The 21711-nt window shown below is 32.9% G+C and carries 20 protein-coding genes; 9 read left to right on the forward strand and 11 right to left on the reverse strand.

Annotated elements, in window-relative coordinates; translation table 11 throughout:
- The 4 genes from ACRASX_RS11535 to ACRASX_RS11550 all read right to left on the reverse strand — a co-directional run bounded on the left by ACRASX_RS11535 (position 1) and on the right by ACRASX_RS11550 (position 2921).
- Positions 1–585 (reverse strand): Maf-like protein, encoded by a 585-nt coding sequence (locus tag ACRASX_RS11535; RefSeq protein ID WP_066308142.1) that lies wholly within the window; start codon positions 583–585, stop codon positions 1–3.
- Positions 578–1510, reverse strand: a complete 933-nt coding sequence (locus ACRASX_RS11540; protein WP_432221330.1) for a geranylgeranylglycerol-phosphate geranylgeranyltransferase — start codon at positions 1508–1510, stop codon at positions 578–580. The genes ACRASX_RS11535 and ACRASX_RS11540 overlap by 8 nt, the downstream gene beginning before the upstream one ends.
- A 138-nt stretch (positions 1511–1648) precedes the next feature.
- Positions 1649–2176 carry a KdsC family phosphatase gene (locus ACRASX_RS11545; RefSeq protein WP_066308136.1) on the reverse strand — a complete coding sequence of 176 codons (528 nt, stop codon included), beginning with the start codon at positions 2174–2176 and terminating at the stop codon, positions 1649–1651.
- Positions 2160–2921, reverse strand: coding sequence for a Rossmann-like and DUF2520 domain-containing protein (locus ACRASX_RS11550; protein WP_432221331.1), 762 nt, complete (start codon positions 2919–2921; stop codon positions 2160–2162). Before ACRASX_RS11550 ends, ACRASX_RS11545 begins: the two co-directional genes overlap by 17 nt.
- A 197-nt stretch (positions 2922–3118) precedes the next feature.
- Here ACRASX_RS11550 and ccsA point away from each other — a divergent pair, with 197 nt between their 5' ends.
- The gene (gene ccsA / locus ACRASX_RS11555) at positions 3119–6361 is read left to right on the forward strand and encodes a cytochrome c biogenesis protein CcsA (protein WP_432221332.1); all 3243 of its coding nucleotides are present in this window, start codon (positions 3119–3121) and stop codon (positions 6359–6361) included.
- Positions 6362–6442: 81 nt separating this feature from the next.
- On the opposite strand, the gene ACRASX_RS11560 is transcribed toward ccsA, so the two are convergent.
- Positions 6443–7231 (reverse strand): anti-sigma factor, encoded by a 789-nt coding sequence (locus ACRASX_RS11560; protein WP_432221333.1) that lies wholly within the window; start codon positions 7229–7231, stop codon positions 6443–6445.
- Complete coding sequence (locus ACRASX_RS11565) at positions 7231–7761, reverse strand: RNA polymerase sigma factor (protein WP_432221334.1); 531 nt, start codon at positions 7759–7761, stop codon at positions 7231–7233. The genes ACRASX_RS11560 and ACRASX_RS11565 overlap by 1 nt, the downstream gene beginning before the upstream one ends.
- A gap of 644 nt (positions 7762–8405) precedes the next feature.
- Here ACRASX_RS11565 and ACRASX_RS11570 point away from each other — a divergent pair.
- A complete protein-coding gene (locus ACRASX_RS11570; RefSeq protein ID WP_066308119.1) occupies positions 8406–8993 on the forward strand; it encodes a glutathione peroxidase in 588 nt (195 codons plus the stop codon).
- A gap of 252 nt (positions 8994–9245) precedes the next feature.
- On the opposite strand, the gene ACRASX_RS11575 is transcribed toward ACRASX_RS11570, so the two are convergent.
- On the reverse strand, positions 9246–10193 hold the full coding sequence (locus tag ACRASX_RS11575) for a tRNA dihydrouridine synthase (protein ID WP_432221335.1): 948 nt from the start codon (positions 10191–10193) through the stop codon (positions 9246–9248).
- Positions 10194–10231: 38 nt separating this feature from the next.
- Positions 10232–11407, reverse strand: a complete 1176-nt coding sequence (locus ACRASX_RS11580) for a thioredoxin family protein (protein ID WP_432221336.1) — start codon at positions 11405–11407, stop codon at positions 10232–10234.
- A 110-nt stretch (positions 11408–11517) separates the two neighbouring features.
- On the opposite strand from ACRASX_RS11580, the gene menD reads away from it, so the two are divergent.
- Together menD and ACRASX_RS11590 are read left to right on the forward strand one after the other, a co-directional pair.
- Positions 11518–13179, forward strand: coding sequence for a 2-succinyl-5-enolpyruvyl-6-hydroxy-3-cyclohexene-1-carboxylic-acid synthase (gene menD / locus ACRASX_RS11585; RefSeq protein WP_432221337.1), 1662 nt, complete (start codon positions 11518–11520; stop codon positions 13177–13179).
- 99 nt (positions 13180–13278) lie between these two features.
- A complete protein-coding gene (locus ACRASX_RS11590) occupies positions 13279–13620 on the forward strand; it encodes a DUF2853 family protein (RefSeq protein ID WP_066308105.1) in 342 nt (113 codons plus the stop codon).
- A 46-nt stretch (positions 13621–13666) separates the two neighbouring features.
- Here the strand turns inward: ACRASX_RS11590 and ACRASX_RS11595 are convergent, their stop codons facing one another.
- From ACRASX_RS11595 to ACRASX_RS11605, 3 genes are all read right to left on the reverse strand, one after another.
- Positions 13667–14782, reverse strand: coding sequence for a WG repeat-containing protein (locus ACRASX_RS11595; protein ID WP_432221338.1), 1116 nt, complete (start codon positions 14780–14782; stop codon positions 13667–13669).
- A gap of 222 nt (positions 14783–15004) precedes the next feature.
- Entirely contained in the window at positions 15005–15343 is a 339-nt protein-coding gene (locus tag ACRASX_RS11600) for a cupin domain-containing protein (protein WP_432221339.1), read from the reverse strand.
- The gene (locus ACRASX_RS11605; protein ID WP_432221340.1) at positions 15343–15813 is read right to left on the reverse strand and encodes a hypothetical protein; all 471 of its coding nucleotides are present in this window, start codon (positions 15811–15813) and stop codon (positions 15343–15345) included. The genes ACRASX_RS11600 and ACRASX_RS11605 overlap by 1 nt, the downstream gene beginning before the upstream one ends.
- Positions 15814–16132: 319 nt before the next feature.
- On the opposite strand from ACRASX_RS11605, the gene ACRASX_RS11610 reads away from it, so the two are divergent.
- The 5 genes from ACRASX_RS11610 to menA all read left to right on the forward strand — a co-directional run bounded on the left by ACRASX_RS11610 (position 16133) and on the right by menA (position 21677).
- Positions 16133–16990 carry a CvfB family protein gene (locus ACRASX_RS11610; RefSeq protein WP_432221341.1) on the forward strand — a complete coding sequence of 286 codons (858 nt, stop codon included), beginning with the start codon at positions 16133–16135 and terminating at the stop codon, positions 16988–16990.
- 736 nt (positions 16991–17726) lie between these two features.
- On the forward strand, positions 17727–18560 hold the full coding sequence (locus ACRASX_RS11615; RefSeq protein ID WP_066308094.1) for a 1,4-dihydroxy-2-naphthoyl-CoA synthase: 834 nt from the start codon (positions 17727–17729) through the stop codon (positions 18558–18560).
- A 66-nt stretch (positions 18561–18626) separates the two neighbouring features.
- Positions 18627–19142: a PH domain-containing protein gene (locus ACRASX_RS11620; protein WP_432221342.1), complete on the forward strand. Its 516-nt coding sequence runs from the start codon at positions 18627–18629 to the stop codon at positions 19140–19142.
- Positions 19142–20659, forward strand: a complete 1518-nt coding sequence (locus ACRASX_RS11625; protein ID WP_432221343.1) for a PH domain-containing protein — start codon at positions 19142–19144, stop codon at positions 20657–20659. The genes ACRASX_RS11620 and ACRASX_RS11625 overlap by 1 nt, the downstream gene beginning before the upstream one ends.
- A 55-nt stretch (positions 20660–20714) precedes the next feature.
- Positions 20715–21677: a 1,4-dihydroxy-2-naphthoate octaprenyltransferase gene (gene menA / locus ACRASX_RS11630; protein WP_432221344.1), complete on the forward strand. Its 963-nt coding sequence runs from the start codon at positions 20715–20717 to the stop codon at positions 21675–21677.
- The last annotated feature ends 34 nt before the right edge of the window (positions 21678–21711 follow it).

Here is a 21711-nt window from a genome sequence, read left to right on the forward strand (position 1 = left end):
TTATTCTAAGTTACTTAAATATTCGTAGACTTTTGCAGTTGGCAATCCCATAACATTGGTATAAGAACCTTCAATTTTAGTTACAGCAACAAATCCAATCCATTCTTGAATACCGTAAGAGCCCGCCTTATCGTATGGTTGGTAGTTTTTTAAATAATAGTTTATTTGTTGATCTGTTAGTGCTGCAAAAGTAACCTTCGTCACATCGGAAATAACAGACGTTTGTGATTTACTTTTAAAGCAAACCGATGTAATAACTTCATGTGTACTGTCTGCCAAAGATTTTAAAATAGCAAACGCATCAGCTTCATCTTTTGGTTTTCCTAATGCTTTGTTATTGTGCCAAACGATAGTGTCGCTCGTTATTAAAATTTCTTTTTCTTGTAATTCTCCTTCAAAGGCATCCGCTTTTAGTTGTGCTAAATAATCTGTGATCTCCACCGCCTTTAATTCTTGAGGATAAATTTCTTGAACTTCTTTCACTCGAATTTCAAAATCTAAATCCAAATCTTTAAAAAACTGTTGTCTTCTTGGTGAGCCTGAAGCCAAAATTAATTGGTACGAGGCTAATTTTTCTTTAAGCATAATTTTGCAAGTTTGTGTTGTATGAAATAACCATAATACCAATTATTCCGAAAAAAATAATCCATTTTAAAACTGTACTCAAATGGTGAAAGTGAGCTTTTGATTTGGCACTGCAAATTTTCACTATAAAATAGAGTAGTGGCACCACTACAAAAGCGAAAGTATACAAGGCGGCCAAAAATAAATTTTTTGATAAAAAGTATTCTTTGATATAGAAAATTAAGAGGATGAGTGGAAAAAAAGCAAAGAAAAATACAGCTAACGATGCTCGTGTCACTCCAAATACAATTGGCAGTGTCTGTAAGCCTTGACTATAGTCTCCGTTTACATCTTCAATATCTTTTACTATTTCTCTTAAAAAATTAATTAGAAAAGCAAAAACTGCAAAGTCAATCAAAATTGAAAATAAAGGTGCTGTTTGAGTGTGATTATTGCTATTCATAATCGGATACAAATCAAAAAAACCGATAATTATAACACTAAATGCTAAGGTTAATGCTACAGTAATATTACCAACCAGCATAATTGATTGGAGTGTTGCCGAATATAAATAAAGCACTACAGCCACTAAAATAAACAGAGAAGCTAAAAGAGCTTTATGGACAACAATGGCTAAATAAAAACCAATTATAATGGCAATTATATTTAAACCTAAATAAATCGTAGTGGCTTTTTTTTCAGAAATGCATTTACCAATACTCACTTTGTCCGGCTTATTGATCCGGTCGCTTTCCTGATCAAATAAATCATTAATTATATATCCTGCCGCCGCAATTAATACAGTACTCAATACCAATAAACCGTATTGAAAATTATTTAAAGCGAACGTGCTGTTGTCAAAAACCATAAACCCAAACCTAAAAACCAATTGCATGAAAGCCAATAAAAGGAGGTTTTGGTAGCGAATAAGTTGAAGGTACTTCATTTTTTTTTCAAGGTTCAGATTTTCTGAGCTAAAGAGTTACAATGGTTGAGAGGTACTGACGGAGAAAGGTTTAGAATTAGTATCATTAAGAGACATACGCTCCAATAATAATTAAGCACTAACAAGTAAAAACTACCCTTAATCGTGTTTCCCATTAAAATTTTCCATCCACTTTCCTTGTACCTTCATTACTTGCTCGATTACATCACGAACAGCTCCTTTTCCGCCTTTTACGTGCGAAATATAGCTTGAAATTCCTTTTATCTCAGGACAGGCATCTTGCGGACAAGTAGGTAACCCTACTAATTTCATAACTGGAAAATCAGGAATATCGTCTCCCATGTATAAAACTTGTTCGGGTTTAATATTATAAACGTCGGTATATTCATCAAAAGTTTCTACTTTATTAGCAACGCCCAAATGGATATCAGTTAGCCCCAAATTGCGCAAACGCAAGCGAACGCCTTCATTGCTTCCTCCAGAAATTACGCAGACATTATAACCAGCTTCAACTGCAGCCTTCATAGCAAAACCGTCACGTGTATGCATCGTACGAAGCATTTCTCCTTTTGTATTTACTACTACAGATCCATCTGTTAAAACGCCATCTACATCAAAAATAAAAGTAGTGATGTTGTTCATTATTTCTTTATAGCTTTTTGCCATTATCGAGTATAGATTGAGTTAGAATTTTATAAATATTTTTTTGATTATTATTGGTTAAATAATCCAAATGAGCTTCAATTGTAGATTGATCGTTTCGTTTTGCTGGCCCAGTTTGAGCATCAACTGGTGCCAAATCGTTTAATTTTGCCACTGTTTCATTGATTAAAGGTTTTAAAACTTCAAAAGAAACCTGATGTTCTCTGCACACTTCTTCTCCAATTTGATACAAATGATTGGTAAAATTATTGACAAAAACTGCTGCAACATGCAATGCTTTACGTTGATCACTATTAATGGGATAAACGGCATTCGAAATACTTTTGGCAACAGCCTCCAAAACCCGGTAATCGGTGCTGTTTTCTGCTTCTAAGCAAATTGGAATGGTATTGAAATTAACCGCTTTATTTTTAGTAAAGGTCTGTAAGGGATAAAAAACACCCTTTCTGTTTTTTATGTCTATAGCAGTAAGAGGTGCTGTTCCCGAGGTATGAACCACCAATCTATTGATGAACGGAAGTTGCGCTGCTACATCAATAATCGCATCGTCGCTAACTGCAATAATATATAAATCAGCTTCTTTTAAAAAAGCTAAATCATACACCATCCTGTAGGTATCAATACCCGCAATTTTTGAGTTTTCTTTTCGAGAATATATCTGAATAATTTCGACAGCAGCATTATTTTCAAATGCTGCTACCAAATGCTGCGCAACGTTTCCAGAACCGATTATTACAATTTTAATCATTTCGCAAAATTAAGAATTTTTTTAATGATTTTGATCGCACGATAGGGGCAAAACTCTTAATATATAGTTATAAAAAATATATTCTTTTTTTAAAACAAATAGCATTTTTGGTTATAATTAACAATGTTGCGAATCTTAAAGTCAACAATTTTAAGTACTTTTGTGCGACTTTTTTATATACTGTAATCCCCAAAATAATGGATAAAAAGATATTCTCGTTTTTGTTTTCTACACGTTTAATGGCTGTTCTTTTTTTAACATTTGCAATTGCAATGGCTACCGGAACTTTTATCGAAAGTAAATACAATACCGATACCGCTAGAATTTGGATTTATAATGCCTGGTGGTTCGAAGTTATTATGGTTTTCTTCTTAATAAATTTCGCAGGAAATATTAAGAGATACCAATTAAATAAGAAAGAAAAATGGGCAACACTTATATTGCACCTCGCTTTTATTTTTATTCTTATAGGAGCTTTCATCACAAGATATATCAGTTATGAAGGAATGATGCCAATTCGCGAAGGCGCTACCGAAAACAGAATTTATTCTGATAAAACCTTTATCACCGTTTTTGCTGATGGGGAATATAAGGGTGAAATGAGACGTCGAGCATTTGATAAAGACCTTCTACTATCGCCAGTAACTAATAATAACTTTAGCATGTCAGGTCAATTTGCAGAAACGCCTTTTGAGGTTGAATATGTAGATTTTATAATGGGAGCTAAAGAGGAAATTAAGCCAGATGATGCTGGAATTTTATATCTGAAAATAGTAGAAGCTGGAGATGGTGGGCGTCATGAACATTTTTTAAAAGAAGGCGAAGTACAAAACATTCACAATGTATTATTTGCATTGAATAAACCAACAGATGGCGCGATAAATATTACTACAACAGGTAAAGAATACACAATTCAGACGCCTTTTGAGGGAAACTTTATGCGAATGGCCGATAAGCTTGAAGGTAAAGTTGATAAAGATATCGTGCAACCGCTAATGATGCGTTCGTTGTACAGCATCGGCGATATGCGCGTCGTTTTCCCAGACCCAGCTGTAAAAGGTGTGGTTGCTTACGGATCGGATAATGATTTTAAAGCCAAAGCACACACTGATGCTTTAGTTGTAAAAATTAAAGCAGAAGGCCAAGAAAAAGAGGTGACGCTTTTGGGATCCAAAGGAGCACTAGGAGAACCAAAAACGGTTAAAATCGGAGCTATAGAATATTCTTTATTCTACGGAAGTAAGGTGTATGAATTGCCCTTTAAATTAAAATTAAATGATTTTATTGCTGCAAAATATCCAGGAACAGAAAAAAGCTATTCTTCGTTTGAGAGTAAAGTAACCGTTTTAGATGGAGCAGAAAAGTTTGATGCACGAATATTTATGAACAATGTTTTAGATCATAAAGGATATCGCTTTTTTCAATCGTCTTTTGATCCAGATGAAAAAGGAACAGTATTATCTGTTAACCATGATTTCTGGGGAACTTCAATTACCTATTTTGGGTATTTCTTACTGTACTTGGGACTAATGGCGATTATGTTTACTAAGCATTCTCGTTTTGCAGATATAAAACTAAAATTAGAAAAAGTGCAAGTTAAAAAAAGTAAATTGCTTACCGCCTTATTTTTATTAGTTAGCTTAAGTGGTTTCGCGCAAGAGCATGATCACGACCACGACCATGATCATGAACACGATCATGCTACTGAAATAGTAGATTCGAGTAAAGCAGCTGCAGCTACTGCTGAACCCGAGCAAGATCACGTACACAGTAATTCTATTCCGCCCACTCGTGTGCAATTAGATTCGCTTTTGCAAGCTTTTAAAGCACCGGAAGCACATGCAGCTAAATTTGGACGCTTAATTATTCAGGATGCTGGTGGTCGTATGAAACCGATCAATACATTTTCTTCTGAGTTGCTTCGAAAGGTAAGTCAAAGTGATAATTACAAAGGAATGAACTCTGACCAAGTATTATTGTCGATGACACAATATGCGCAAGTGTGGATCGAGATTCCGATTATTTACATTAAATCAGGTAACGATAGCATTCGCAAACTACTTGGTGTAGAAAAAGATGCTAAATTCGCACCCTTTGTTTCGTTCTTTGATGCTAAAGGAAATTACAAATTATCTAAATATTTAGAAAGTGCGTATAAATCGGCAAATCCAAATCAATTTGAGAAAGATTTTATCGAAACCGATAAGAAAGTAAACTTGATGGAAGCGGCGCTTAGCGGAAGAATTTTAAAAATCTTCCCAATTCCAAATGATGCAAACAACAAATGGATTTCGTATCTGGAGTTGAATGAAGCGGGATTAAAAGGGATGGATGCTACCTATACCAAACAAATTTTACCATTGTATTTCGGAGCATTAAATAATGCTTCTAAAACAAAAGATTATAAAACTGCCGACGAGCTGCTAGAAAGTATCAGTGGTTTTCAGAAGAAGTTTGGTGCAAGTGTACATCCAAGTGATCAAAAAGTTGATCTTGAGATTGCTTACAATAAGTATGATATTTTACCAAAAATGATTTATTGGTACTCTATATCAGGTATTTTAATGCTAATTTTTACATTATGCAGTATTTTCTTCGATAAAAAGTTTTTACGCATCACAGTTAATGGTTTTCATATACTAATAGTAGTAATATTTATACTTCATACCATTGATTTAATTGCACGTTGGTATATTTCGGGTCACGCTCCTTGGAGTGATGCCTACGAATCTATTGTTTATGTAGCTTGGGCAACGATGTTTTTTGGTTTAGCATTTGATAGCAAATCAAAGCTTACCGTAGCATCTTCTGCTTTTGTAACCGCTATGATTTTTTTCGCAGCAAATCTAAACTGGATTGATCCAGAAATTGCTAATCTGCAGCCTGTTCTTAACTCTTATTGGTTAATGATTCACGTAGCAGTTATTGTCGCAAGTTACGGTCCATTTGCATTAGGAATGATCTTAGGTTTTGTCGCCTTACTATTAATTTTCTTTACCAATTCCAAGAACAAAGCAAAAATGGACTTGCACATTCAAGAGGTTAGCTATATTAATGAAATGGCTTTAACGATTGGTTTAATTTTGTTGGCTATTGGAAACTTCTTAGGAGGACAATGGGCAAACGAAAGTTGGGGACGTTATTGGGGATGGGATCCAAAAGAAACGTGGGCCTTAATTAGTATTATGATTTATGCTTTTGTAATTCATGCTCGTTTTGTACCAGCTTTGCGTGGTAAATGGATTTTTAATTTAATGAGTATGTTTGCTTTTGTATCTATTCTGTTTACGTATTATGGTGTAAACTTTCACTTAGTTGGCTTGCACTCTTACGCCAGCGGAGAATCAAAATCATTAGATTGGATTTGGTATACATTAGGAACGATGACTTTAATAGGAGCTATAACGTACCCGAAATATAGAAAGTATTACAAGAAATAAGAGGTTAAAATATATGATCAAAAAAAAGGTTCAACATATCGTTGAACCTTTTTTGTTTGGTATTCAAAAGGAAAAATAAATTTATACTTTTCCTAACGTATATAATTGTTCCATAGTTGGAGTAGCGCTTCCGCCTTCTGGCTCTAAAGTAATTCCGAACGCTTCAGCATAACCCGTAGCACTAACCGCAAATAATTTTTGGGCGTTAGTGTCAAAGTTTTTCAATAAACCAATACTAGTTGGTGTTAAAACAGGTGCTAATTGTAAAGCCCAAACTTGATAGACTTTTCCTCTTGGTGGCTTAGGTAAACCAGAAGCATCTACATAAACTACTTGCGTTTCTTTGTTCCAATATACTTTTGCCGATGATTGTGGAGCAACCGCTTGCCCCCCCAAAGAGATAACCGTGTTTTTTGGGTCACGAACAACAGCTAAACTCGTTGCGATTGTTTTGTTTTGTACCGCCATCGAATCAACCAACTTCGTTAAGTTTTCCTTTTCTGCATTTACAACCACCACTTGATTGTTCGTTTCGTCTAGTTGCTGGTATTGATAGCCAAAGCCAATCATTAAAAGTACCGCAGCAGCCCAGCCCAAATACGTAAATGGTGATTTGGTTGGTTTCATTTCAACCACTTTTCCATATTTCAGTTCTAGTTTAGCTTTTATTTTTTCATAATTAGCAACCGAATGAAAAGGCGAAAAACTTGCAGATAAAGCAACGATAGCTTTTTCGATTGAAATGATCTCCTCATTTATTTCGCTATGCTGTTTAGCCAAAGCGGCCACTTCTAGGTTTTCAGTTTCAGTTAATAAACCGTAAACATAAAGTTCTAAAATTCCGGAGTCGATGTATAGTTTTGTATCCATTATAATTTTAAATAAAGTCGTAAATCGTTAATACAATTTCTGTTCTGTGTTTTGACAGTTCCTAAAGGAATCGCCAATTCGTCTGACGCTTCTTGTTGGGTGTATCCTTTAAAAAATAATAAATCAATAATCTGAATGCATTTTGGTTTCAGTTTTTTTACAAACTCTTGAATTCCAATCGTATCAATTTTATCGGTTAATTTATTACTGTCGTCTAATAGATGTACGAAATTATCGGAAGAAAGGTTTTTTTGACTGTTATTAAAATTTTTAGAACGCAGTTTATCAATGGAAGTATTTCGAGCAATATTAATAATCCAAGTATAAAAACGCCCTTTACTTTCGTGATACGAATCGATATTTTTCCAGATTTTCACAAAAACTTCTTGTAAAACATCTTCGGCTTCTTCTCGATTTCTAATTAATGTGTTGATGACCGCAAATAAACTTTTAGAATACATATCGTATAAATAGGTAAAAGCTTTTTCGTCTTTTTTATAAATTAAAACTAATAACTCGTCTTGGGTCATAATGATTTTGATTAAAGTATTACAAACTTATACAATTCATTTTAAATACTAATGCATTTAAATACGAGACTTTAGCGAATAACTACTTTTAAATTTAACCAAATCTAGATAAAACAATAGTATTCGTAATTATCTTGAATTTTTACAAGAGGCACTTTATATTCTTTTATAAAAACTATTCGATTAATTTACTACTGAGTGCTAAATTAGAGCCACTGAAATTCTTGTACATTACTCTTTATATATTCTTTACTTTGAATAAGTCACTTGATGTAAACACGTTCTCAGAGCCCATTGTACTGTAAACCATATATTTGAGAAAGTAGTTGTAGAGCTATACTGCAAAATTTATGTAAAGCAAAATTTATGTAAAGCTGACTTTAAGTATAGTCAAATTACAACACAATCGAATTGAGACATGAAAATGAATCGGTTGAAGAAATGTAATTTACGCCTGTAATACTCTTGTAATTAATAGTTCTGGTAACGTATAAGTAACTAGTCGTTTATCGTAATAAGTATCACATACCAAATTAGGAAGTACGGTCATTCTTTTTTTTTTAACAAGTGTTGAATCATAATTAATTCTAAAAGAACAAGCAGTTGCTTTTGAATTTGATTAATTTTATAAAAAATATAAGAATATGAAAAAGTTAGTAGGAGTTGTTTGTGGAATAATGCTGCTTTTTAGCTGCCAGAATCAAGCACAATCCAATAAGAAAAAAGAAATTAAAGCGGAAAAAGCGATGACAAAAGAAACAATTTATCAGTTTAAGGTGGAAGATTTATCGGGAGATACTTTTGATTTTGCTTCATTGAAAGGAAAAAAAATACTAATTGTAAATACAGCTTCAAAATGTGGATTAACTCCGCAGTACAAAGGTTTAGAAGAGATTTACAAAGAATATAAAGATAAAGGATTTGTAATTGTTGGTTTTCCTGCAAATAACTTTGCTTCTCAGGAACCTGGAAGCAATGAAGAAATTGGCGAATTTTGTCAGCAAAATTATGGAGTAACGTTTCCGATGATGGGTAAAATTTCGGTTAAAGGAGATGATATGGCTGCGATTTATAAATTCTTGACTGAAAAATCTAAAAACGGTTTAGAAGATTCAGAAGTTTCATGGAATTTTCAAAAGTATTTAATTAACGAACAAGGAGAATTAGTACATGTAATTCAACCAAAAACTTTACCAACAGATCCTCAAATTATCAATTGGATTAAGGCGTAGTTTTTAAAATCATACAAGTATAAGAAAGAGTTTGCCAGTCAAACTCTTTTTTTGTGCCTCATTGCGATGAAGTTGATTATTCAAATGTGCGTTAAATTTCTTCTATTCCGTGTTATATATGAGCAATTTCTATTCATTTTTATTTAAAATAAAGCCTGCTTTTTAAAGTCGCGTGAGTTAGATTTTTTTCAATAGCGATACTGTTATCAAATATTAAAAAGAAGTTATTCGTAGATAGTTTAGCTATAAAAACTATTTTTCTTTACTAATAATCTCCTTCACCGTAGCTTCATAATTTCGTATACTTTTAGATTTTTTGATGTTCTTATGAACTTTATGTGGATCTGAAAATATGACCGAAAAGTATTCCCAGAGGTGATGCATTTTTAGCAAAATATGCGTTTGTCCAGATAAAGATTCGCTATAGCCTTCATACAAAGTATCATGAAAAGCACTAAAGATTTCCATTTTGTTTTTAGGATATTCAGTAGTATTATTTTTTATCATGCTTGGCAAAAATGGATCGGCTATCAAACCACGTCCAATCATCCAATGGTCAATAGTAGGAAAACGTTGTTGCATTTCATGAAACTTTGCTACCGAAGTAATATCGCCATTGTAATATAATTTCTGTTTGCTGTTGTCAATGCAATGTTGAAATGCGTCCAAATGAACGCCACCTTTATACAATTGCTTTCCTATACGAGCGTGAATGGCAATATTTTTTATAGGAAATTTTTCTAGAATCGGCAAAACATCAAGAATTTCTTCGGTAGTGTCGTAGCCCAAACGCATTTTCATAGATACAATAATATCAGTTTCAGCGTGTGCTCTTTCTAGAATAGTATTAATTTGTGCTGTGTTTTTAATCAATCCAGAACCCATTCCGCATTTTGTAACCATCGGATAAGGACAGCCTAAATTCCAGTTCAATTCTTTGTATCCTAATGATCTAACGTACTTTGCCACAAAAATAAATTCGTCAGGATCATTGGTAATTACCTGCGGAATTACCTCTAAACTAGAATTGTTTTCAGGCAGTAAATCGCGTTGGTACGAGTTTTTAATCTCTAATTTTCCGTTCAACCGAATGTAAGGCGCGTAAAAAGTGTCAATTCCTCCAAAAAATTTATTTTGGGCATTTCTAAATCGAAAATCAGTAAATCCTTGTAGGGGAGAAGAGAGTAAAGTAAAATCCATAGTATTTGTAAAAGTGCAAAGATACTATCAAAATTAATTTATACAGCCTTGATCTCTTTTAATAAATCATCCGCTTCTTTGGTACTCCAGTCCATTTCTACAGCAATATCTCTTGCGTTTTGAGCATAAGCTTCCGCTGATTTTTTATCATTAATTTTCAAATACAAACGCGAAAGCAATAAATTTCCATCCGAAGAATAATTCAATTCAATCGCTCTTTGTACCCAATCAATAGCTTTATTTAAGGCGGAAACATCTTCTATTTCCTTAAGATATACTTGCCCAATTTCTTTTAGTTTGCTGTCCCTACTCCAAACATATTTTTGGGTGTCGTTCAATGTCGTTCTTTTGTACAATCCCCAATTTTCACTGCGCTCTGCCAAAGTCAAATCATACGAAAAAATAAGAGAATCAATTGTTTGTAACGCTATCGTTTTGGCTATTGCTCTATTTTTAAAATAGGTTATACTGTCCAAACTTGTTGTTTGCAGCTCCAACAATTCAGAAACAATATTGATAATTTTTCGTTCGACACGCGCCGGTGATGTAGCTTTCTCAAAGTCTTTTTTATGATTTAAAACGTATTGAAATTCGCGCGATTCAATATCACTTACGCCATTTGCAATAATGCGCCAATTGGTTTCTGAAGCCAATTGCTGATCAGTTTGCGTGGCCAGATACAAATGAGTTGGTTTAGACAATCGTTCTCTATCAGCACCTTTTCTAAGCGCTTGAATGTAAGCTAAGCATTTATTGGCATTGCTTGGATCAGCTAAAAATTGTTTTTCTAAATAAGGCAATTGCAGTAGCGGATTTAAAGCATTTTGAACTTCATACATGAATAAATCAGTTTTCATTTGTCCCTTGATACTATAAAGAACAGTTTCTTTATTATCAACAAATATAAAACTAGGCAATCCTTTTGTTTGATATTGTTCTTTTAATTGCATGCCTTCCTCTAATTCAATATCCTTCCAAACAGTGATGTAATTTTTATCCAAAAAATCCATTACTTTCGGATCACTAAAAACGGTAGATTTCATTACATTACAATGTGGACACCAAGTAGCATACAACATGATGAAAATGGGTTTATTTTCCTTTTTTGATTGAATCAGTGCATCGGTATAAGTGATTTCACTATGTTTCCATTCATTTTGTGCACCAGAAAATTGAAAAAACACCAAAAAGAATAACGTATAAATTAATCTCATAATAAATATTATTTTTTTAATTTGAAGTAAACTCAAAAATAAGAAAACTTATTTAGAATAAGGAATAACCTTGGCATCTTTGTATCTTTACGTCTTTCAAATCCGAATACATGATTTACCCTAAAATAGCGCTTGCACAAAGTATATTAGAGATTTTTTTGGCCAAAGAGATCACTACAATTATCATATCTCCTGGTTCTAGAAATGCACCTTTAACAATTGGTTTTGCCAGTAATCCAAGTTTCAAAAGTTACAGTATTGCTGATGAACGTTGTGCTGCATTTTTTGCATTGGGCATAGCGCAGCAAACAAAAAAACCGACTGTCTTGGTTTGCACTTCTGGTTCGGCTTTGTTAAATTATTATCCGGCAATTGCTGAGGCTTTTTATAGCGAGATTCCGCTTATTGTAGTTTCTGCAGATCGTCCGCAAAGTAAGATTGATATCGGTGACGGACAAACCATTAGACAAGAAAATGTTTTTATAAATCATACGGTTTACAATGCCAATTTAACCGAGAATGCTTCGGTAGAAAATGATGTAAAAATCAATGAAGCCATCGAAATGGCAATTTCAAAGAAAGGCCCAGTGCACATTAACGCGCCTTTTGAAGAACCTTTGTACGAGACGGTTTCAGCTTTGTCTGTCCATTCATTTATTTCCACTTCCGTAAAAGAAAATCAGACAACCGCTATTCCTAATTTGGAAGAATTGCTGTCAAGCTGGAATAAAGCCAGCAAAAAAATGATTTTAGTTGGAGTTAACGAACCCAATTCTATTTCCGCACCAACGATCGAAACGTTTGGCAATGACGAGTCGGTTGTGGTCTTTACCGAGACGACTTCTAACTTGCACCATCCTACTTTTATCGATCACATTGATACTTTGATTACGCCTTTTAACGACGGTGATTTCGCTCAATTGCAACCGGATATTTTAGTGACTTTTGGCGGAATGATTGTTTCTAAACGCATCAAAGCTTTTTTAAGAAAATACAAACCCAAAGAACATTGGCATATCGATATTTTGCGCGCATACGATACTTTTGGAGCATTATCGAATCATATCAAAATGGAGCCTAATGCATTTTTTGACACTTTTTTGAAGAAAACCCAGGTCATGCACAGCGACTATTATTCAAACATTGAAAAAGTAGTGGAATTGCGAAAAATAAGGACCAATGAATATCTTTCGAAAATTGAATTTTCTGATTTCAAGGTTTTTGAAAAAGTAATTGGCAGTTTACCCAAAAACAGTCAATTGCAAATTAGCAACAGTTCCGCCATTCGCTACGCGCAGTTAATTACAATTGATGAAACGATCGAAGTATTTTGCAATCGTGGAACCAGCGGAATCGATGGCAGTACTTCTACCGCAATTGGAGCAGCACATGCCAGCGAGAAGCAAACGGTTTTTATAACAGGAGATATTGGTTTTCTGTACGACAGCAATGCACTTTGGAACAATTATATTCCTAAGAACTTCAAAATCATTTTAGTAAATAATGGCGGCGGCGGCATATTCAGAATCTTACCAGGACATCAAGAAGCGCCCGTTTTTAATACTTTTTTCGAGACCTCTCACAAATTTACTGCAGAACATTTAGCAAAAATGTACCAATTCGAGTATCTAAAGGCAACAGACGAAGATACGCTAACTGAAAGTTTAGAATTATTATATGCTAAAAACGATGCACCTTGTATTCTTGAAGTATTTACACCAACAATTGTCAATGATTTGGTTTTAATGCAGTTTTTTAGAGAGTTGGTTTAAGGGCATTACAGAACTTCCTATTAATTAAGTAATTGGCACCTATAATTTGTTTAAATTTAGAAATAATTTTATAATAATAATCAACCTAAAAAATTACTTATGAGCACTAGAGAAGAATTAATTTTAAAGTATGAGTCAGATTTAAAAGACAAATGCGGAGTAACTGTTGATATGGATTTATTGACAAAAGTTACCATCGGTTGTGGTCCATCCATTTACAATGCTGATTCGGCAACGGTTTCTGCCACTAGTAAAGAAGAGGTAGCAACGGTAAAAAATAATTTTTTAATTAAAAAATTAGGACTGAGCGACAGCGAAGATTTAGATGCGGCAATAGAGGAAGTTATTGAGCAATACGGCCGCTCTAATAGAAACAAATACAGAGCAGTAATGTATTATTTGTTAACTGTCCATTTCAAAAAAGAAAGTGTTTATAATTAGTGAATCTTACTATATCCAACACAAAAGCACCTTTACGGTGCTTTTTTTAGTTTTTAAACGAATAGGTAAATAGTTTATAGCCTTTTTCGGTTTTGATAAAAGCTATTGATTCCTGATATTCTAACGATTGATTTGCATCTACATAATTAATATAAAAACTATAGGCAGGATATTTTTCTTTAAATAAATTGCCATTGCAATCGTAAAACTCATCGTAGTTTTTATTTTGATAAATGTACGGATTCAGATCGCTTGAATTGAAAAATGAATTTTTAGGATTTTCAAGTAAGAACTGAGCTTTAGAAACCAACTTTTCTACGAACTCAGAATTAATTACTTCCGAATTTTTATTGTTTTTCCAAATTTGCTCATTTTCAGACCATGTTGTTAGTTCTATAAAACTCAATTTCTCTAATTGCTTTATTGACCTTTGGTTGACTACTGGCACAAAAGTGTTGAAAAACCAATTTTTAAATTCCTTATCATAATCAATAAAAGAATAAAAATCGCCGTTTACTCCTTTAAAACTAACTCGATTAATTTGTTCTTTATTCGTGGCGCTAACGTGTAGAGAATACCAATTTAAGTTTGTAGCAATGGCGGTATCAATGCTATCAACAACCAACTGATTTTTATCGTTTATTAACTGAGTTATTCCGCCTTTAAAAATTGGATGTTCGCAGTTTAGACTGTCCACACCTTGTTCTAAACAAGTTCTAGTTGCATTTTTTAAAACGACAGCAAGATTATTATAGAAAGGGGCGGCATAATTATAAAGTGCTGGAATAATAACGTTTCCGTTCTGATTTAAAAATCCTATTTTTCTTGATTTTTTATCTCTAAACCGAATTTTGTTTTCACGCTCGCAATCCAACTCATAATCAGAAGAAATATAAACACTGTCGAGAGCAATTTTTTGTTTATTTTTTAGAAGATAATAATTATGATTGTTAAGATCAAATATCGGAATGATATGATTAAAATATTTTGGGGGTGCAAACGTTGTTTCTAAATCGACTGCAATTTTAACGTTTCCATTAATATCTTTATAACCGATTTTAGATCCATCATAATTTTCAACACGAATCCAATCACTTTTTTGTTGGGAATAAGAAATAGTTGAAAGTAGGAGAGTGAGAAATAAAAAGATTTTAAACTTCATATAAAATTTATTTTGCAAGAATAAAAGAATGTTTCCGCTTGGCAATTGAAGAAGTGTGATTCTTACTTTTAAGTTGTTGAACACTTTTTGTGTTATAATTTAAAAAGACGTAATTGAAATTTTATTCTCAAATTCTGTTCGATTTTTTTATAATATCAGAACAATTAAACTGAAAAACAAAATTTGAAATACGTCTTTTAAGCAAAAGATGTGGTGTCGAAACTATTCGACTACTTTTGCAACTCTTTCTACATTGTCAGATTTGGATAAAGTAAGTCTCACAATACTATCCTCTTGTGCAAGTAAATCGTGCGGAACATTAGCGTCTAATGAAATTAAATCGCCAGTTTTTAAAACCATTTTTTCGCCTTCTACACCAAAAGTAATTGTTCCTTCGTGAATTTCTACTGTTATAGGGTATCCTGCTTTGTGTTCTTTCATCGTTTGTCCTTTTCTAAAAAGGATTCTAATTTCTTTTGACGTTTCTGTTTCCATCATTACTTTGATCGAAACTTTATCTTCATTGTATTGAAGGTCTGTTCTTAAAGAGGCTGTTTTCATTATTTAAAGTATGTTTTGTATATTGATAATTGAGTACTTAATTCATCATAACTTTTTTGAGCTACGTCCAAATCTGAAGAAGGAAGTGTTTCTAAAAGATCCTTTATCGGAATTAAAAAATTATGCAGTTGATCATGCGCTTCGCCTGTCATCGTACATTTTTCGAAAATCATTTTAAATTCGGATTTCAAATCTTGAGTCAATTTTGGATAAGCGGTAACGTTTTCTTTTTCTTTGAAAGAATTCATGAGCGCAATCATATTGTTAACACCCGTAGTTGTTTCTGCGTTTGCATCCCAACGTTCTCCATCATTTAAGACAAGGCTAGTGCTGTCGCCATGATCGTGTTCTGTTTTTTCATCGACTACTTCGGTTGCTTTTGGATTGTTAATTTCTTTCGTTTCGTTTTTGCACGAGTAAGTTAATCCTACTACTGCGGCTAATAATACAGTATGAAATGTTTTTTTCATTTTGTTTCTCTAAATTTATTGGTTAAAATTGTATATCTCGCTTTTCATTTCAAATTTTTTAAAAAGCAAGGTAATTGTAAAACGTATTGCTACGTGTTATTTGTAACTTGGGGGTTTTATTTCATATAAAAATTATTTTTTTAGGTGTGCGAAATTTTTATTCTTAGACAAAAATGATCTGTTGTTTCTAGTAAAATAAGGGTGTAAGACTTAGTTATAAAATTAGGATTTTATAAGTGTATTTCAAAATTAATTCTTAATTTAATCTTTGTACCTTTGCACATTATCAAGTCGCAATCGACTAAGAATTTTAAGAAAAATGATTGAAATAGGAAAATACAATACACTTACCATATTACGTGATACCAAAGTGGGTTTGTTTTTGGGAAATCCGGAACAAGATCCAGAAGGAATTCATGATATATTATTACCCAACAAATACGTTCCAAATGAATTTGAAATCGGAGAGGAACTAATTGTTTTTGCATATTTGGATCACGAAGAGCGACCTGTTGCAACCACATTAGAGCCTTATATTTTGTTGAATGAATTTTCTCTTTTACGAGTTAATTATACCAATCAGGTAGGCGCTTTTATGGACTGGGGAATGGAGAAAGACATATTAGTTCCGTTTAAAGAGCAAGCGCGTCCAATGGAAAAAGGCAAACGTTATTTGGTTTACCTTTATTTGGACGAAAAAACCAATCGTTTGGTGGCTTCGAGTAAATTAAACCAGTTTCTAAAAAACGATCAACTTACGGTTGAAAATGGAGAAGAAGTAGATTTAATTGTATCGCACATTACGGAGTTAGGAATTAATGTGATCATTAATGAACAGCACAAAGGTTTGCTTTATAAGGATGAAGTATACGATGATGCCATACGAACTGGAGACAGAATGCGTGGATATATTAAAAATATCCGTCCCGATAATAAAATTGATGTAGCATTACAAATTCAAGGTTATCAAAGTATCGAACCCAATGCAGATAAAATTATAGATGAGCTTCGTGCTAGCCGTGGTTTTTTAAGATTAAATGATAATTCGCATCCAGAAGACATAAAAACAGTTCTTAAGATGAGTAAAAAAACCTTTAAAAAGGCAATTGGCTCTTTATATAGGGAAAAATTGATTGAAATTAAAGAAGACGGAATTTATTTGATACAAAAAGAATAATACATAGTATAAAAATAAGAAAGGCCAATCAGAATTGATTGGCCTTTCTACTTTATTTAAGTTTTAAAAAAAATTGTAATTAGTAAAAACAAAAATAAAATTAATGCGTTACATCATCAGATAAAATGAGAAAAGCTACTCTTTAAAGTTTAATAATTATAGATCTTCTTCATTGTTATAAAAGAGCAGTATCTTTTGATGGTTGTCTTTTAAATGTTGTTGTGCTAATTTAATTGTCTAAACAAATTTTACGGTAGACCCATTGGTTTCTAGCTTTCATTTCAAAATCAATTATCGCTTTTAAATTCTTATAAATTTTAAATAGAATGCGACGTTATTAATCTTGCAGTTAACCGTTGGTGTTACTTTTTATTTTTTACAATTACGTCAACAGAACTAAACATTTGCTCATTAATCGTAGTTTTGGTATCTAAAACCCTATGAAAATGAGCGACAAGTTGTTTTAAGTGTCTCAAAAAAATCATTTTTTAGGTTAATAAATCAGTGAAAATACTTCAATCTAGCAGAACCAAAAATAAGGTCATTTGGTTGATTACTAGATTCTAAAGATACAACTTATTTAATGTATTTCACCCAAAAGCTACAATTTATTTTAGAAATTGTTCGATTTACTGCCATTTGCAGCAATTGTATAATGCGCTTCCTTTTATTGGAGTGCTTGTATCTCTAAAAAATGCCTTATTTTTACACTATAATTTTTTTAATATAGAATAAAATGGATTGGATTACTGCCAAAGAATTTGAAGATATAACGTATAAGAAATGCAATGGTGTTGCACGAATTGCTTTTAATAGACCCAATGTTCGAAATGCTTTTCGACCTAAAACGACTTCCGAATTATACCAAGCTTTTTACGATGCCCAAGAAGACACTTCGATAGGAGTTGTTTTATTAACTGGCGAAGGTCCTTCTACTAAAGACGGAGTCTACTCTTTTTGCAGCGGAGGTGATCAAAATGCACGTGGACATCAAGGGTATGTGGGCGAAGACGGTCAACATCGCTTAAATATCTTAGAGGTACAGCGATTGATTCGTTTCATGCCTAAAGTGGTTATTGCCGTAGTTCCTGGTTGGGCTGTTGGTGGCGGACATAGTTTGCACGTGGTGTGTGACCTAACGTTAGCGAGTAAAGAACACGCAATTTTTAAACAAACGGATGCTGATGTAACTAGTTTTGATGGAGGTTACGGATCGGCTTATTTGGCCAAAATGGTGGGGCAGAAAAAAGCACGTGAAATTTTCTTTTTAGGAAGAAATTATTCTGCACAGGAAGCTATGGATATGGGAATGGTAAATGCTGTCATTCCGCATGAGGAGTTGGAAAGTACTGCTTACCAATGGGCACAAGAAATTTTACAAAAATCGCCAACTTCGATAAAAATGCTAAAATTTTCAATGAACTTGACAGACGACGGAATGGTTGGGCAGCAGGTTTTTGCAGGTGAAGCGACGCGTTTGGCCTATATGACTGAAGAAGCGAAAGAAGGAAGAAATGCATTTTTGGAAAAAAGAAAACCAAACTTTGGCGAAAATAAATGGTTGCCGTAATAATAACTACAGTCTCAAGTTTCAATATTGGAACTTGAGATTTATAATATGAATTTAAAATAGAGAATGGAAGATTTTACAAATGAAACTTTAGATACTACATTACTTCCAAAGTTTGAGGAAGTCGAATTTTCGTTGCTGCACCCCAATTATTGGAAAGTGGTACTATTAGAATTATTTATATTCTTTGCGCTACTTTTTGTTGGACTTGGTTTTCTTTTGTATTTTACTATAGAACTGGCTCCATATAAAGCACAATTTATAGCCTTATTTGTCATCGTGCTAATTGTAATTTTGTTTTTGTCGAGAGTAAACTATAAAAAAAAGGGGTTTGCTTTTCGCAATCATGATGTTTTATTCAGACATGGAATTATTGCGACTAATACACTTGTAATTCCGTATAATCGTGTCCAACACGTGGCTCTACATGAAGGTTTACTTTCGCGATTTTTTGGTTTAGCAAAAGTTGAAATATTTACCGCAGGCGGAAGTGCTAGTGACATTCAGATTCCAGGAATTGCAAAAGAGCAAGCTGAAAACATTAAACAATTGCTTATGGGGAAAATTCAAAAACAATTATAATGAAAGCCAATTTTACTCAGCCACAGCGTCAATCTATTTTAGGTATTTTCGTGATGTTTCTGTATGCACTTAAACAGTACATTAGAGCGATTTGGCCTCTTTTTGTAATTTGGATTTTGAAATTTAACGAAATAAATAAGGTTTATTTTTTTGCTGCAATTCTCTGTTTTGTAATTATTGTTAGCTTTATTTCTTATTTGAAATATTTAAATTTCACCTTTTATATTAATCAAGAAAATGATGAATTTATAATAACCGAAGGTGTTTTTAATAAAACGAAAACAACCATACAGCTTAATAAGATTCAGCAAGTAAACGTCAATCAATCTTTAATTCAAAGACTATTTGGAGTTTATGAATTAACTGCAGACACGGCTGGTTCCAGTAAAAAAGAAGTGCATATCAAAGCAATTGCTCATGATTTAGCATTAGATTTGAAAGCACAATTACTATTGAATGAAAGCAAAATAGTTGTGGACAATTCTGTAAGTGATGAGTTAGATGGCAATCGCAATCAAGAATTTACCAAAACTGAAATTCCTTTCCTCAAAATTAGTTTTTTAAGTTTATTAAAAATTGGAATTACGAGAAATTACCTTAAAAGCTTTTTGATCATATTGGCTTTTTTACTTACTATTCTTGATTATTTCAAGCGATTTACCGGTAGAGATGTTTTAGAATTAGAGAATGTAGAAAATTATGTCAACACAAGTCAGGTATTAAGATTGAGTCTACTGCTATGTGTAGTTTTCTTTTTGTCCATTATTATAGTAAATTTGGTAAAGACGATTTTTACTTATTTTGATTATAGTATTGCCAAACAAAATGGTTCTTTATTATTATCCTTCGGACTGTTAAATACTAAGAGCACAATTTTAAAGCCAGAAAAAGTTCAGATCGCGAGTATCACTCAGAATTTTTTTCAAAAAAAAATGAATGTTTTAGGGCTTAAAATAACACAAGCTACTGGAGGAGAAACCAAAGAACACCAATCTGCAATTGAAATTCCGGGTTGTAATACGGTAGAAAGGGACGCGATTTTAAAGTTGCTTTTTCAAAAGATTCCCGAAAAAGGAGTGCAATTAAAACCTAATTTTAGAAAACTTGGTTTTTCTATTTTTCTTTCTATTGGTTTACCAGTACTAGCGTACTATTTTCTCAGAGATTTTTTATTAGAGAAAATGGAAACGGCTGATTACGTATTGGGATTTTTAGTTCTATTTGTTGGAATGATTCAATATTTTCTCTTTAAAAACAACCGTCTTTTTATTAAAGATGATTTTATAATTCATCAAAGTGGCGCTTGGGATATTACTAACAAAATAATTATTGTCAGTAAAATACAAGCAATTACAACCTCGCAGCTTTTTTGGCATCAAAATAGTAATATTGGTTCTTTAACTTTGCATACTGCAGGAGGAAGGTTGAGTTTTCAATTGGGAAATTTTACCGCTATCAAGCAATTTACAAACCTGTGGTTGTACAAAATGGAAACGTCAGACAGCAATTGGATGTAGTTTGCAAAAGTAAATTTAAAAGTAAATTTAAAAATAAATAATAAAATAAAATATAATGAAACATTGGATTGAAGCGGCAAGATTGCGAACATTACCCTTATCTGTGTCTGGAATTATTGTTGGAAGTATCTTTGCATTAGCCAATCCGCCTGCAGACATATACACGCCTACAGACGTTTTTGATTGGAAAATTTTAGGTTTTGCTTTATTAACAACCTTAGGATTGCAAGTGCTATCTAACTTCGCCAATGATTATGGCGATGGACTCAAAGGAACTGATAATGCAGACAGAGTAGGACCACAACGTACGATTCAGAGTGGAAAAATAACTCCTAAGGAAATGAAGAACGCTATTGTTCTTACTTCATTTTTAACACTTTTATCTGCAATAGCCTTAATTTACTTTGCGTTTGGCGTGTCAAACTTTGTGTATTCGTTGTTTTTCCTTATTTTAGGAATTGCAGCCATAACAGCAGCAATTCGTTACACTGTTGGTCGTTCTGCTTATGGTTACAGAGGTTTAGGAGATGCTTTTGTTTTTGTTTTTTTTGGATTAGTAAGTACTTTGGGTGTGAGTTTTTTGTATTCAAAAGAGCTGGATCCTTTACTTATTTTACCTGCTGTAAGCATTGGTTTATTGAGCGTTGGCGTTTTAAATCTTAATAATATGAGAGACGAAGCATCGGATAGAAAATCAAATAAAAATACGCTAGTAGTACAAATGGGAGGAAAAAAAGCCAAAAATTATCATTATTTCTTGGTGTTAACCGCTATTATTTCGGTTTTAGTGTTTTCCTTTTTAAGTGATTTTCGTTTAGACCAATATTTATTTGTTTTAGCGTTCATTCCGATGTTGGCTCATTTAAAAACGGTGGCCAATAACAAAGAACCAAGATTATTGGATCCTGAATTAAAAAAATTAGCATTGAGTACTTTTTTACTTTCCCTACTTTTATCGGTATCGATGATTTCATTGCTTTCTGATATTTTTGTAAATTTATTTCTTGGCGGCCGTTAAAAGCGCTATTGTTTACTTATAACTTTTAATTGAT

The organism is Flavobacterium sp. TMP13 (assembly GCF_050847115.1).
In the GTDB taxonomy this organism is placed as follows: domain Bacteria; phylum Bacteroidota; class Bacteroidia; order Flavobacteriales; family Flavobacteriaceae; genus Flavobacterium.

Coding starts and splice junctions, on each gene's coding strand:
- ACRASX_RS11535 (WP_066308142.1), bottom strand. CDS start 585: ATGCTTAAAGAAAAATTAGCCTCGTACCAATTAATTTTGGCTTCAGGC.
- ACRASX_RS11550 (WP_432221331.1), bottom strand. CDS start 2,921: ATGATTAAAATTGTAATAATCGGTTCTGGAAACGTTGCGCAGCATTTG.
- ACRASX_RS11575 (WP_432221335.1), bottom strand. CDS start 10,193: ATGGATTTTACTTTACTCTCTTCTCCCCTACAAGGATTTACTGATTTT.
- ACRASX_RS11625 (WP_432221343.1), top strand. CDS start 19,142: ATGAAAGCCAATTTTACTCAGCCACAGCGTCAATCTATTTTAGGTATT.
- menD (WP_432221337.1), top strand. CDS start 11,518: ATGATTTACCCTAAAATAGCGCTTGCACAAAGTATATTAGAGATTTTT.
- ACRASX_RS11570 (WP_066308119.1), top strand. CDS start 8,406: ATGAAAAAGTTAGTAGGAGTTGTTTGTGGAATAATGCTGCTTTTTAGC.
- ACRASX_RS11545 (WP_066308136.1), bottom strand. CDS start 2,176: ATGGCAAAAAGCTATAAAGAAATAATGAACAACATCACTACTTTTATT.
- ACRASX_RS11580 (WP_432221336.1), bottom strand. CDS start 11,407: ATGAGATTAATTTATACGTTATTCTTTTTGGTGTTTTTTCAATTTTCT.
- ACRASX_RS11590 (WP_066308105.1), top strand. CDS start 13,279: ATGAGCACTAGAGAAGAATTAATTTTAAAGTATGAGTCAGATTTAAAA.
- ACRASX_RS11540 (WP_432221330.1), bottom strand. CDS start 1,510: ATGAAGTACCTTCAACTTATTCGCTACCAAAACCTCCTTTTATTGGCT.
- ACRASX_RS11605 (WP_432221340.1), bottom strand. CDS start 15,813: ATGAAAAAAACATTTCATACTGTATTATTAGCCGCAGTAGTAGGATTA.
- ACRASX_RS11615 (WP_066308094.1), top strand. CDS start 17,727: ATGGATTGGATTACTGCCAAAGAATTTGAAGATATAACGTATAAGAAA.
- ccsA (WP_432221332.1), top strand. CDS start 3,119: ATGGATAAAAAGATATTCTCGTTTTTGTTTTCTACACGTTTAATGGCT.
- ACRASX_RS11600 (WP_432221339.1), bottom strand. CDS start 15,343: ATGAAAACAGCCTCTTTAAGAACAGACCTTCAATACAATGAAGATAAA.
- menA (WP_432221344.1), top strand. CDS start 20,715: ATGAAACATTGGATTGAAGCGGCAAGATTGCGAACATTACCCTTATCT.
- ACRASX_RS11560 (WP_432221333.1), bottom strand. CDS start 7,231: ATGGATACAAAACTATACATCGACTCCGGAATTTTAGAACTTTATGTT.
- ACRASX_RS11620 (WP_432221342.1), top strand. CDS start 18,627: ATGGAAGATTTTACAAATGAAACTTTAGATACTACATTACTTCCAAAG.
- ACRASX_RS11565 (WP_432221334.1), bottom strand. CDS start 7,761: ATGACCCAAGACGAGTTATTAGTTTTAATTTATAAAAAAGACGAAAAA.
- ACRASX_RS11595 (WP_432221338.1), bottom strand. CDS start 14,782: ATGAAGTTTAAAATCTTTTTATTTCTCACTCTCCTACTTTCAACTATT.
- ACRASX_RS11610 (WP_432221341.1), top strand. CDS start 16,133: ATGATTGAAATAGGAAAATACAATACACTTACCATATTACGTGATACC.